Annotated in this window: 14 protein-coding genes and 1 tRNA gene; 8 read left to right on the top strand and 7 right to left on the bottom strand. The window is 62.1% G+C overall.

Features of this window, described 5'->3' with window-relative positions; genetic code table 11:
* Positions 1 to 19: 19 nt before the first annotated feature.
* The 5 genes from lolA to cysG all read left to right on the top strand — a co-directional run bounded on the left by lolA (position 20) and on the right by cysG (position 5172).
* The gene (gene lolA / locus ACODS1_RS03965; RefSeq protein ID WP_322977855.1) at positions 20 to 646 is read left to right on the top strand and encodes an outer membrane lipoprotein periplasmic chaperone LolA; all 627 of its coding nucleotides are present in this window, start codon (positions 20 to 22) and stop codon (positions 644 to 646) included.
* 3 nt (positions 647 to 649) lie between these two features.
* Complete coding sequence (locus ACODS1_RS03970; protein WP_489084623.1) at positions 650 to 1975, top strand: replication-associated recombination protein A; 1326 nt, start codon at positions 650 to 652, stop codon at positions 1973 to 1975.
* The gene (gene crcB / locus ACODS1_RS03975; RefSeq protein ID WP_322977853.1) at positions 1972 to 2352 is read left to right on the top strand and encodes a fluoride efflux transporter CrcB; all 381 of its coding nucleotides are present in this window, start codon (positions 1972 to 1974) and stop codon (positions 2350 to 2352) included. Before ACODS1_RS03970 ends, crcB begins: the two co-directional genes overlap by 4 nt.
* A gap of 79 nt (positions 2353 to 2431) precedes the next feature.
* On the top strand, positions 2432 to 3709 hold the full coding sequence (serS, locus tag ACODS1_RS03980; RefSeq protein ID WP_489084624.1) for a serine--tRNA ligase: 1278 nt from the start codon (positions 2432 to 2434) through the stop codon (positions 3707 to 3709).
* Between the two features lie 74 nt (positions 3710 to 3783).
* Positions 3784 to 5172 carry a siroheme synthase CysG gene (gene cysG / locus ACODS1_RS03985; RefSeq protein ID WP_489084625.1) on the top strand — a complete coding sequence of 463 codons (1389 nt, stop codon included), beginning with the start codon at positions 3784 to 3786 and terminating at the stop codon, positions 5170 to 5172.
* A 47-nt stretch (positions 5173 to 5219) separates the two neighbouring features.
* Here the strand turns inward: cysG and ACODS1_RS03990 are convergent, their stop codons facing one another.
* The 7 genes from ACODS1_RS03990 to ACODS1_RS04020 form a co-directional block, all read right to left on the bottom strand.
* Positions 5220 to 6218 (bottom strand): glutathione S-transferase family protein, encoded by a 999-nt coding sequence (locus ACODS1_RS03990; protein ID WP_489084626.1) that lies wholly within the window; start codon positions 6216 to 6218, stop codon positions 5220 to 5222.
* A gap of 87 nt (positions 6219 to 6305) precedes the next feature.
* The gene (locus tag ACODS1_RS03995; RefSeq protein ID WP_489084627.1) at positions 6306 to 7289 is read right to left on the bottom strand and encodes a glycosyl transferase family protein; all 984 of its coding nucleotides are present in this window, start codon (positions 7287 to 7289) and stop codon (positions 6306 to 6308) included.
* A complete protein-coding gene (locus ACODS1_RS04000; RefSeq protein ID WP_489084628.1) occupies positions 7286 to 7621 on the bottom strand; it encodes a TusE/DsrC/DsvC family sulfur relay protein in 336 nt (111 codons plus the stop codon). The genes ACODS1_RS03995 and ACODS1_RS04000 overlap by 4 nt, the downstream gene beginning before the upstream one ends.
* The gene (gene tusB / locus ACODS1_RS04005; RefSeq protein ID WP_489084629.1) at positions 7618 to 7917 is read right to left on the bottom strand and encodes a sulfurtransferase complex subunit TusB; all 300 of its coding nucleotides are present in this window, start codon (positions 7915 to 7917) and stop codon (positions 7618 to 7620) included. Before tusB ends, ACODS1_RS04000 begins: the two co-directional genes overlap by 4 nt.
* Complete coding sequence (gene tusC, locus ACODS1_RS04010) at positions 7917 to 8276, bottom strand: sulfurtransferase complex subunit TusC (protein ID WP_489084630.1); 360 nt, start codon at positions 8274 to 8276, stop codon at positions 7917 to 7919. The genes tusB and tusC overlap by 1 nt, the downstream gene beginning before the upstream one ends.
* Positions 8276 to 8668, bottom strand: a complete 393-nt coding sequence (tusD, locus tag ACODS1_RS04015; protein WP_489084631.1) for a sulfurtransferase complex subunit TusD — start codon at positions 8666 to 8668, stop codon at positions 8276 to 8278. Before tusD ends, tusC begins: the two co-directional genes overlap by 1 nt.
* A 109-nt stretch (positions 8669 to 8777) precedes the next feature.
* Positions 8778 to 9446 carry a Bax inhibitor-1/YccA family protein gene (locus ACODS1_RS04020; protein ID WP_489084632.1) on the bottom strand — a complete coding sequence of 223 codons (669 nt, stop codon included), beginning with the start codon at positions 9444 to 9446 and terminating at the stop codon, positions 8778 to 8780.
* A 133-nt stretch (positions 9447 to 9579) separates the two neighbouring features.
* Here ACODS1_RS04020 and ACODS1_RS04025 point away from each other — a divergent pair.
* From ACODS1_RS04025 to uvrC, 3 genes are all read left to right on the top strand, one after another.
* Positions 9580 to 9667 (top strand) — tRNA-Ser (locus tag ACODS1_RS04025).
* 154 nt (positions 9668 to 9821) lie between these two features.
* A complete protein-coding gene (gacA, locus tag ACODS1_RS04030; protein ID WP_489084633.1) occupies positions 9822 to 10466 on the top strand; it encodes a response regulator transcription factor GacA in 645 nt (214 codons plus the stop codon).
* Positions 10467 to 12287: an excinuclease ABC subunit UvrC gene (uvrC, locus tag ACODS1_RS04035; protein ID WP_489084634.1), complete on the top strand. Its 1821-nt coding sequence runs from the start codon at positions 10467 to 10469 to the stop codon at positions 12285 to 12287.
* Positions 12288 to 12313 lie beyond the last annotated feature (26 nt).

Consider the following 12313-nt stretch of genomic DNA (forward strand, 5'->3'; position numbering starts at 1 on the left):
GACTGACGAGGTTTTTTATATGCGATTTATCCGCCTGCTGATGCTGGCTGCCCTGAGCTTTACCCTGCTGCCGGCGCATGCCGACGAAGATGCAGCGACCCAGCGCCTGACCGAGTTGCTCAGTCAGGCCAAGACTATCAGCGCTCGCTTCTCTCAACTGACGCTCGATGCCAGCGGCACTCAGCTGCAGGAAACTGCCGGCCAGCTCGTGCTCAAACGCCCAGGGCTGTTCCGTTGGCACACCGACCAGCCGATGGAGCAGCTGCTGGTTTCCAATGGTCAGAAGGTCTGGCTGTATGACCCGGATCTGCAGCAGGTCACCATTCAGACGCTCGACCAGCGCCTGACTCACACCCCGGCGCTGTTGCTGTCCGGCGATGTATCGCAGATTCGCGAGAACTTCGACATCGAGTACAAGGAAGGCGGCAACGTGGTCGACTTCATCCTCAAGCCCAAGGCCAAGGACAGCCTGTTCGACAGCCTGCGCCTGTCGTTCCGCAATCGTGTGCTCAATGACATGCAACTGATCGACAGCATCGGTCAGCGCACCAACATCCTGTTCCTCAATGTGAAGATGAACGAGCCAGTCGAGGATCACCTGTTCACCTTCGACATTCCGGAAGGCGCGGACGTCATTCAGGAGTAAGCCGTGGATCTGTTCGGCCGCCAACCCGTCGCGCAGCCTCTGGCTGCGCGTTTGCGTGCGACCAGCCTGGACGAATACGTCGGCCAGGAGCACGTGCTGGGGCCGGGCAAACCGCTGCGCGAGGCGCTGGAGCAGGGCGCTTTGCATTCGATGATCTTCTGGGGGCCGCCTGGCGTCGGCAAGACCACCCTGGCGCGCCTGCTGGCCAAGGTCACCGATGCGCATTTCGAGACCATTTCCGCCGTCTTGTCCGGGGTGAAGGAAATTCGCCAGGCTGTCGAAGTGGCTCAGCAGCACGCCGCTCAGTACGGCCGACGCACCATTCTTTTCGTCGACGAAGTGCACCGCTTCAACAAGAGCCAGCAGGACGCCTTTCTGCCCTATGTGGAAGACGGCACGTTGATCTTCATCGGCGCCACCACAGAAAACCCCTCGTTCGAGCTGAACAATGCGCTGCTGTCGCGCGCCCGCGTCTATGTGCTGAAGAGCCTCGACGAGGCGGCCATGCGCAAGCTGGTCAATCGTGCCCTGAGTGATCCGAAGGGCCTTGGCGAGCGTCATCTCAGCCTGCCAGATGAGGCCTTCCAGATTCTTCTGGCTGCCGCCGATGGCGATGGCCGGCGTCTGCTCAATTTCCTCGAGAATGCTGCCGACCTGGCCGAGGATGGCGGTGAGATCGGCGTGGCGTCGCTGCAAAACCTGCTGGGCGATAGTCGCCGCCGGTTCGACAAGGGCGGCGAAGCCTTCTACGACCAGATCAGTGCGCTGCACAAGTCTGTGCGCGGCTCCAACCCCGATGGTGCGCTGTACTGGCTGGCGCGCATGCTCGACGGCGGCTGCGATCCGGCCTATATCTGCCGACGTATCGTCGCCATGGCCAGCGAGGACATCGGTAATGCCGACCCGCGAGCGTTGCCGCTGTGCCTGGCTGCCTGGGATGCGGTCAAGCGCCTGGGCAGCCCAGAGGGCGATCTTGCGCTGGCTCAGGCGGTGACCTACCTCGCCTGCGCGGCCAAGAGCAATGCCGTTTACCTGGGTATCAAGGCTGCCAAGCGGGATGTCGCCGAGTTCGGCTCGCTGGAGGTGCCACTGCACCTGCGCAATGCACCGACCAAGCTGATGCAGCAGCTCGGCTATGGCGAGGAATACCGATACGCCCACGATGAGCCCAATGCCTATGCTGCCGGTGAAGTGTATTTCCCCGATGAAATGGAGCCGCGAGAGTATTACCAACCGGTGCCACGAGGCTTGGAATCGAAGATTCGCGAGAAGCTCAAACATCTGCGCAGCCTAGATGCCAGCAGCCCAAGACAAAGGAGAAAACCATGATTCGTGTCGCGCTTGCCGTTGCCGCTGGTGGCGCTTTCGGTTCCGTGCTGCGCTTTCTGGCCGCCAGTTGGGTGGCGGGCAATTGGCCGCGCCATTTCTATCTGGGCACGCTAGCAGTGAATATCCTGGGCTGCCTGCTGATCGGCCTGCTGTCGGGGCTGTTCCTGACGCGCACCGACCTGCCCCTGGAGCTACGCACCGGGCTGATCACCGGCGTGCTGGGCGGCTTCACCACTTTTTCCTCGTTCAGCCTGGAAATCATGAAGCTGCTGGAAGGCGGCCGCGCCCCGGAGGCCATGGGTTATCTGGCATTCAGCATCCTGGGCGGTCTGCTCGCAGCCTGGGCCGGTTTGAGCCTGGCTCGATTGGCGTCCTGACCCGCTAAGGCTTTACACTCCACCACCCGCGCCAGCTGGCTGGCCGTACTCTTTTTCGCCGATGTATTGAGACCCGAACATGCTCGATTCCAAACTCGTCCGCACGCAACTCACCGAAATCGCCGAGCGCCTTGCCACGCGCGGCTTCGCCCTCGACGTCGCCCGCTTCGAGGCTCTGGAGAGTCAGCGCAAGTCGGTACAGGTGCGTACCGAGCAGTTGCAGGCCGAGCGCAACAGCCGCTCCAAATCCATTGGCCAGGCCAAGGCCCGCGGTGAGGACATTGCGCCGCTGTTGGCCGATGTCGACCGCATGGGTAACGAGCTGGACGAGGCCAAGCGCGAGCTGGACGGCATCCAGGCCGAGCTCGATCACCTGATGCTGACCATTCCCAACCTGCCGCACGAGTCGGTGCCGGTGGGCGAGGATGAAGAAGGCAACGTCGAGGTGCGTCGCTGGGGCATCCCCCGTGCCTTCGATTTCGAGATCAAGGATCACGTCGCCCTGGGCGAGCAGCATGGCTGGCTGGATTTCGAGACCGCCGCCAAACTGTCCGGCGCCCGCTTTGCGCTGCTGCGCGGGCCGATCGCTCGCCTGCACCGCGCCCTGGCGCAGTTCATGATCAACCTGCACACCGCCGAGCACGGCTACGAAGAAGCCTACACCCCGTACCTGGTACAGGCCCCGGCGCTGATGGGCACTGGCCAGTTGCCGAAGTTCGAGGAAGACCTGTTCAAGATCACCCGCGAAGGTGAGGCCGACTTCTACCTGATCCCGACGGCTGAGGTTTCGCTGACCAACATCGTTGCCGGCGAGATCCTCGACGCCAAGCAACTGCCACTCAAGTTCGTCGCCCATACGCCCTGCTTCCGCAGCGAGGCGGGTGCGTCCGGGCGTGACACCCGCGGCATGATTCGTCAGCATCAGTTCGACAAGGTCGAGATGGTGCAGATCGTCGAGCCGAGCAAATCCTACGAGGCGCTGGAAGGTCTGACTGCCAACGCCGAGCGTGTGCTGCAGGCGCTGGAACTGCCGTATCGCGTTCTCTCCCTGTGCACCGGCGACATGGGCTTTGGCGCGACCAAGACCTACGACCTGGAAGTCTGGGTGCCAAGCCAGGACAAATACCGCGAGATTTCCTCCTGCTCCAACTGTGGCGACTTCCAGGCGCGCCGCATGCAGGCGCGCTACCGCAACCCGGAAACCGGCAAGACCGAGCTGGTGCATACCCTCAACGGTTCCGGCCTGGCGGTTGGCCGCACTCTGGTGGCGGTATTGGAGAACTACCAGCAAGCCGACGGCAGCATCCGCGTGCCGGAAGTGCTCAAGCCCTACATGGGCGGTATCGACGTCATCTAACTACGGCCGCGAGCTGCAAGCCCCAAGCTGCAACATGAGCTTGAAGCTTGTGGCTTGCAGCGCGAGGCTGCTTCATGGAATTTCTTCCGCTATTTCACAAGCTCAAAGAGCGCCCGGTGCTGGTCGTCGGCGGTGGCGAGGTTGCGCTGCGCAAAGCGCGCCTGCTGGCCGAGGCCGGCGCGCAACTGCGCGTCGTGGCGCCCGATATCCGCAGCGAACTGCAGACCATGGCCGGCGAGCAGGGTATGTTCCTGCGCGGTTACCAGACCGATGATCTGCAGGGCGTTGGGCTGGTCATCGCCGCCACCGACGATGAGCCACTCAATGCGCGGATCTCTGCTGAAGCACAGGCGCTGGGCATCCCGGTCAACGTGGTCGACGCGCCGGCGCTGTGCAGCGTGATCTTCCCGGCCATCGTCGACCGTTCCCCGCTGATCGTTGCCGTCAGCAGCGGTGGCGATGCCCCGGTACTGGCTCGCCTGATCCGCGCCAAGATCGAAACCTGGATTCCGGCCACCTATGGCCAATTGGCCAACCTAGGCAAGCGTTTCCGTGAGCGAGTCAAACTGATGTTCCCGGATGTGCAGCAGCGCCGCGTGTTCTGGGAAGACGTGTTCCAGGGGCAGATTGCCGAGAGCGTATTCGCCGGCAAGCCTGCCGAAGGCGAGCGGCTGCTCGAAGAACGTCTGGCCGGTGCTGCGCCACGTGCGCTGGGTGAGGTTTATCTGGTGGGCGCCGGTCCCGGCGATCCGGATCTGCTGACCTTTCGTGCCCTGCGTCTGATGCAACAGGCCGATGTAGTGCTCTACGACCGCCTCGTGGCGGCGCCGATCATCGACCTGTGCCGTCGTGATGCCGAACGCATCTATGTCGGCAAGCGTCGCGCTGACCATGCCGTGCCGCAGGAGCAGATCAACCAGTTGCTGATCGATCTGGCCCGTGAAGGCAAGCGTGTATTGCGCCTCAAGGGCGGCGATCCGTTCATCTTCGGCCGCGGCGGGGAAGAGATCGAGCAGTTGGCCGCCGAAGGCATTCCTTTCCAGGTTGTGCCTGGTATCACCGCGGCCTCGGGCTGTGCCGCCTACGCCGGTATTCCACTGACCCATCGCGACCATGCTCAGTCCGTGCGCTTCGTCACCGGCCACCTCAAGGATGGCAGCAGCAACCTGCCGTGGAAGGATCTGGTGGCGCCGGGGCAGACCCTGGTGTTCTACATGGGGCTGGTCGGCCTGCCAGACATCTGCGCACAACTGATCGCCCATGGTCGCGATGCTGAAACACCTGCAGCGCTGGTGCAGCAGGGCACCACGCAAAATCAGCGCGTGTTCACCGGCAGTCTGGCAACCCTGCCGGCGCTGGTCGCCGAGCATGAAGTGCACGCACCAACGCTGGTGATCGTCGGTGAGGTCGTAACCTTGCGTGACAAGCTCGCCTGGTTCGAAGGCCTGCAAGCCGACGCCTGAACCTTGTGCGCCGATGGATGAGTCAGCTCATCCATCGGCGCACCCGATTAGGCGGTGTAGACTCCTTTGCCGGATAAGCGCTGGCGATCATGCTTGCGATTGAAGTCCTGCTTCGGCCCTTTGGGGATGATCCCCGTCGGGTTGATGGTGGCGTGACTGGCATAGTAATGGCCTTTGATGTGGGTGAAGTCCACGGTCTCGGCAATCCCCGGCCACTGATACAGCTCGCGCAGCCAACTGGCGAGATTGCCGTAGTCCTCAAGGCGGCGCAGGTTGCACTTGAAGTGCCCATGGTAGACGGCATCGAAGCGAATCAGCGTGGTGAACAGGCGAATGTCGGCTTCGGTCAGGTATTCGCCAGCCAGGTAGCGTTGATCACCGAGCAGGGCGTCGAGCTCGTCCAGGGCCACAAACAGCTCGTCGAAGGCTTCTTCGTAGGCCGTCTGGGTAGTGGCGAAGCCGGCGCGGTAGACGCCATTGTTCACTGCCGGGTAGATGCGCTCATTGAGCTGCTCGATGCGCTCGCGCAGCGGCTCAGGGTAGAAATCCAGGTTATTGCCGGTCAGGCCATCGAACGCCGAGTTGAACATGCGGATGATCTCCGCCGATTCATTGCTGACGATGCGTTGCTGCTGTTTGTCCCACAAGAGCGGTACGGTTACGCGGCCAGTGTACTGGGCGTCATCGGCGGTGTAGCGCTGGTGTAGATAGTCGAAGCCGTCCAGAGCGTCGCCGCTGGAGCCATGAGCGGGATCGAACGTCCAGCCTTGCTCGCGCATCAGCCAACTGACCACGGACACATCGATCAAGCTTTCCAGGCCCTTGATCTTGCGCAGGATCAGCGTGCGATGGGCCCAGGGGCAGGCGAGGGAAACGTATAAGTGGTAGCGACCGGCTTCGGCCTTGAAACCCGCCTCACCACTGGGCCCGGCTGCGCCGTCGGCGGTGATCCAGTTGCGGCGCTGGGCATTTTCCCGCTGGAAACGACCGCTCTTGCCGGTGTCATACCACTGGTCACGCCACTGTCCTTCGATCAGCAAGCCCATTTCGCGTACCTCTTTCTAGCAAATGAGCCTGCAGTCTATCGTGATCGTTTCGATGGATAGGTGGAAAAAGCCGTACTAAATAAATCGTTATTTCGATCTATCTCGTTCGGTCCAGCGTTTTTCCGCTTCGGCGAAGGCCTGCGCCCTGGGCAGCCCGAGGGCGCGCAAGGCCAGGGCCATGGTTGCCAGAATGGCCAGGCGGCCATAGGCGTCCTCGCTCTCACCGCGCCACACGGCCAGCAGTTGGGCGGGCTGCAGGCTCTCCGGTTTGACGTGGCGTTGCGGCGACAGGGCTGGCCATTCCTCGTCCCAGGCGATGCCATCCTGCGTGCCGAAAAGTTGAGTCGTGGCATCCGGATTGACCTCGATCTCTCCACCTTCGCCCTTGATGACGATGGCGGGATCGCCCAGCAGGCGACTGGCCTCGCGGTGCACGGCCTGGTAGCCGGGGTGGAAAATGCTCTGCAAACCGCAGCGCGCGGAGAGCGGATTGATGACGCGGGCCAGTGAGTGGATGGGCGAGCGCAGGCCGAGGGTGTTGCGCAGGTCGATCATGCGCTGCAGCGGCGGCAGCCAGTCGCCGAGATAGGCGAAGGCCAGATTATGCTGCTCGAGCGCGTTCGACACCGATGACCAATCATGTGCCGTGGCGATGCCGAGCATATCGAGCAACTGCTCGGTATACAGGCGGCCAGCAGTGTGGGCGCCACCGCCGTGCATGAAGATGCGCACACCGCTGCCCGCCAGCGCTTTGGCTGCCAACAGATACCAGGGGAGATGGCGTTTCTTGCCGGCATAGCTCGGCCAGTCCAGATCGACCGCGATGGGGGGCGCAGCGAGCTGCTGGCGGATCGCGTCGGTGAAGCCGGCCAGCTCCTCGGCGCTTTCCTCCTTGTGTCGCAGCAACATGAGGAAGGCGCCGAGCTGGGTGTCTTCGACCCTGCCCGCGAGCAGAAGGGACATGGCCTCGCGGGCTTCCTCGCGGGTCAGGCCGCGAGCGCCGCGTTTGCCTTTGCCGAGAATCCGCACGTATTGGGCGAAGGGGTGCTCGGCGGGCGTGATCAGGTTCATAGGCAATTGGTCGGTTTCGGCAGGCCGGCGAGCTTCGCCGCGAGTTTGGCTGGGGTGCCGTTGAACAGGCGATTGAGGTGCAGGCTGTTGCCTTTCTCCGGGCCGAGCTTGAGCGCCACGTATTTGATCAGCGGGCGGTTGGCCGGTGACAGCTGAAATTCGGCATAGAACGCGCGCAGTAGATCGAGGATTTCCCAGTGCTCCGCGCTCAGTTGCAGGTCTTCCGCTGCAGCCAGTGCCTCGGCTACGGGGCGTGACCAGTCCTGCAGATCGATCAGGTAGCCGTCCTTGTCCAGGGCGATATCACGTCCGGCGACGTTGAGTGTGCTCATAGCCAACTGTTGACCTTGTCATAACGAGTGCAGAGCTCGACGAATTGCGCATAGTCCACCACCAGGGCACGCTCGGGCGCCTGCAGGGCGCGTGCGGCGAGGTCTTCGTCCAGTGCGTAGAGCGCGACATTACCGGGCATCCCTTGCAGCGCTTGCAGATGGGCGGTGCCGGACTGCAGCGCGTAGACCGCATCGCCCGTGAGCAGCAGGGCATCGCCTGCCTCCAGCAAACGCAGGCAACTGCTCAGGCGACTATCGGTGAACGGCGAATGAGAGAGAATGTGCAGGATGGCCATCAGAGCGTGATCACCTGGTCATAGCGGTCGAGTAGGGCAGTCAGCGCGCTGTCGTCGAGCCGCTGTACCGCCAGATTCAGTTCGGCATCACCCAGGCCGCGTTCGCTCAGGCTGTGCTGGCTGGCATAGAGCGACTCGACGCCGAACATCGGCAGCGCCTGCAGGTTGGCGCCGAGGTCTTTTTGCTGCAGTTGCCCAGGCTGTTGCCCGGCAATGAGCTGGAATACCCCATCATCGAGAAACAGCAGGCCGATGGGTAGGTCGAAGGCGCCGCCGGCCAGGGCGATGTCCAGTGCCTCACGTGCGCCCGGGCCGCTCCAGGGTGCCTGGCGACTGATGATCAGCAGGGACTTGCTCATCAATGACCTCCGAAGCAGATCAGCCGATCGGCCTGTTGCGTGGCCTCATGCAATTGCCCGAGGCCGGAAAGCTCCCAGGGCGCATGCAGGTTGGCGGCGGGGCGGGCATAGCGCTGGGCCTCCGCGCCATCGAGCACGCCACGTCGCAGTGCTGCGGCGATGCACACCACGGCATCCAGATCATTGTGGGTGACGAATTCGCGCCACTCCCGGGTCAGATCCAGTTCGTCCTGGGGCGCGACCACATTACTGGCAGCACTGTGTACGCCGTCCTGGTAGAAGAACAGACGGACGATCTCGTGGCCACCGGCGATGACCGTCTCGGCAAAGCGCAGAGCTCGTCGCGAGGCGGGGGCGTGAGGAGGGGAGAACAAGGCGATGGCGAACTTCATGGCAAATCCGGTACGGAAAACAGCGCCATGATAAGCCCGATAGCGGCTCGGGAAAAATCACACGCATGAAAAAGCCCGCCGAGGCGGGCTTCAGGACATTGCGGGCCGATCAGTCGTCGCCGCCCATGATGCCGAAGATCTGCAACAGGCTGACGAACAGGTTGTAGATGGAGACGTACAGGCTGATGGTGGCCATGATGTAGTTGCGTTCACCACCATGGATGATGGCGCTGGTCTGGAACAGGATGCACACCGAGGAGAACAGTACGAAACCAGCGCTGATCGCCAGTTGCAGACCGCTGATCTGGAAGAAGAAGCTGGCCACCACGGCACCGAGCAGGACGAAGAAGCCCGCAGTGATGAAGCCGCTGAGGAAGCTCATGTCCTTGCGGGTGGTGAGCACGTAGGCGGACAAGCCGAAGAACACCAGTGCGGTCATGGAGAACGCCGAGCTGATGACTTCCGCGCCATTGGCCATGCCCAGATAGCGGTTGAGGATCGGGCCCAGCGTGTAGCCCATGAAGCCGGTAAGGGCGAGGGTAGATACCAGGCCCCAGGCCGAGTCACGCAGCTTGTAGGTCAGGAAGAACAGGCCGTAGAAACCAGCCAGCAAGACGATGATGTTCGGGTAGGGGGCGTTCGCACGCTGGCTGAGGAAGGCAACCAGGCCGCTGAACGCAAGAGTGATGGCCAGCAGGCCGTAGGTGTTGCGCAACACCTTGCTGACCTCCAGTTGCTGGGCCTGCGAATGGTTCAGTGCATAGTCTTGCTCTTGCATGGCGACGCTCCTGTGGCAAAAAAGGGATGCCGATTGAACATTGACCCGGATCATAACAGAGGCAACCGAGCTGCCAATCACGAGAGTTTGACAGCGTGTTGCGTTCCGGTAAGATTGCCGCCCGCACTGCAGCGGAGGTGTGGCCGAGTGGTTTAAGGCAACGGTCTTGAAAACCGTCGATGGGCAACTATCCGTGAGTTCGAATCTCACCGCCTCCGCCAATTCTTCCCATGCTCAAATGGCAGCCCGAATTCTGGCGTTTGCTTTTTGACTGTTATGCGCCAAGCTAGGTTCGGCCTCGAATTATTTGTTAAGGTGGCCGACAGGTTGATCGCCGCCGTTCCTGGTGGCTGACAAGGTGCACGAGGTGGCCGATTGATTAAGGTCCTGGTGGTCGATGACCACGATCTGGTTCGCACAGGTATTACCCGGATGCTTGCCGATATCGACGGCCTGCAAGTGGTTGGCGAAGCGTCCACCGGTGAAGAAGCGCTGCTCAAGGTGCGCGAGCTCAAGCCAGATGTCGTCCTGATGGACGTCAAGATGCCCGGCATCGGCGGCCTCGAAGCCACCCGCAAGATGATGCGCAGCTACCCCGACATCAAGGTCGTCGCCGTTACCGTCTGCGAAGAAGACCCGTTCCCCACGCGCCTGCTACAGGCCGGTGCTGCTGGTTATCTGACCAAGGGCGCCGCGCTCGACGAAATGGTGCAGGCCATTCGCCTGGTGTTCGCCGGTCAGCGCTACATCGACCCGCAGATCGCTCAGCAGCTGGCGTTGAAATCCTTCCAGCCGCAAAGCGGCAGTTCGCCGTTCGATCTGCTCTCCGAGCGGGAAATTCAGATCGCCCTGATGATTGCCAACTGCCACAAGGTGCAGAACATCTCTGACAAGCTGTGCCTGTCGCCGAAGACGGTGAATACCTACCGTTATCGGATCTTCGAAAAGCTCTCCATTACCAGCGACGTCGAATTGGCTCTGCTCGCCGTACGTCACGGCATGGTCGACGCCGTCAGCTAAATGTCCGTTTTCGATTCGAGTGCCTTCCTGGCGACCTGCAGTGGCCGTCCCGGCGTCTATCGCATGTTCGATGCCGAGGCCAAGCTGCTTTACGTGGGCAAGGCCAAGAACCTCAAGAAGCGCCTTGCCAGCTATTTCCGCAAGACCGGCCAGGCGCCGAAGACGGCTGCGCTGGTCACGCGTATCGCGCAGATCGAAACCACCATCACCGCCAATGAAACCGAGGCGTTGCTGCTGGAACAGACGCTGATCAAGCAGTGGCGTCCGCCCTACAACATCCTGCTGCGCGACGATAAGTCCTATCCCTACGTATTCCTCTCCGATGGCGACTTTCCGCGTCTCGGCATCCATCGTGGCGCGAAAAAGGCCAAGGGGCGTTATTTCGGCCCTTATCCGAGCGCACTGGCGATTCGCGAAAGCCTCAGCCTGCTGCAAAAGACCTTCCTTGTGCGCCAATGCGAGGACAGCTATTACCGCAATCGCACCCGGCCTTGCCTGCAGTACCAGATCAAGCGCTGCAAGGGGCCTTGCGTGGGCCTCGTCTCGGCAGAGGAGTATGCGGAAGATGTGCGCCACTCGGTGATGTTCCTCGATGGGCGCAGCAATGCGCTGAGCGAAGAACTCTCGGCGAGCATGGAAAAGGCCGCGATGGCTCTGGAATTCGAGCGCGCCGCCGAACTGCGCGACCAGATTTCCCTGCTGCGCCGCGTCCAGGATCAACAGAGCATGGAGGGCGGCACGGGGGACGTCGATGTTGTCGCCGTGATGCTCACTCCAGGTGGTGCTTGCGTACATCTGATCAGCGTGCGTGGCGGACGCGTGCTCGGCAGCAAGAACTTCTTCCCGCAAGTGGCGATTGAGGAGGAGGGTGCAGACGTACTCATGGCCTTCCTGGCGCAGTACTACCTGGGTAATGCCGAGCGCGACCTGCCGGGCGAGCTGATCGTCAACGTCCTGCACGACGACTTCCCAACGTTGATCGAGGCCGTCGAGTCGTTGCGCGGCCGCAGCCTGAGCATCAGCCATCGCGTGCGCGGTACTCGTGCACGCTGGCAGCAATTGGCGGTGACCAATGCCGAGCAGGCCCTGAATGCTCGCCTGGCCAATCGGCAACATCTCGCTGAGCGTTTCGAGGCCCTGGCTGTCGTTCTGCAGCTGGACGAGCCACCACAGCGCATGGAGTGCTTCGATATCAGTCATTCCAGTGGCGAAGCGACGGTTGCATCGTGCGTTGTGTTCGGCCCCGAAGGGCCGCTGAAATCAGACTACCGCCGCTTCAATATCGAAGGCATTACCCCAGGCGATGACTACGCCGCCATGCATCAGGCACTGACGCGGCGTTTCAGCAAAGTGCGCGATGGCGAAGGCAAGTTGCCGGACGTGCTGTTGGTCGACGGTGGCAAGGGACAGTTGGCCATGGCCCGCGAGGTGCTGCAGGAGCTGGCCGTGCCCGATCTGATCCTGCTCGGCGTCGCCAAGGGCACCACCCGTAAACCGGGGCTGGAAGTGCTTTACCTCAATGATGCCGAGCACGAATTCACGCTGCCGGGTAACTCGCCGGCCTTGCACCTTATTCAGCAAATCCGCGATGAGTCCCACCGTTTCGCCATCACCGGGCACCGTGCTCGGCGTGGCAAGGCGCGGCGGACATCCAGCTTAGAAGAGGTCGCGGGCATCGGCCCGAAGCGCCGGCGCGAGCTGCTCAATCACTTCGGTGGTCTGCAGGAGTTGTCGCGGGCCAGCGCCGAGGAAATCGCCAAAGCGCCGGGAATCAGCAAAAAGCTTGCTGAGTCGATTTATGCCACCCTGCACAGCGAGTAGAATGCTCGATCACCTCACCGCCCAGT

The organism is Pseudomonas sp. FG29 (genome assembly GCF_057809355.1).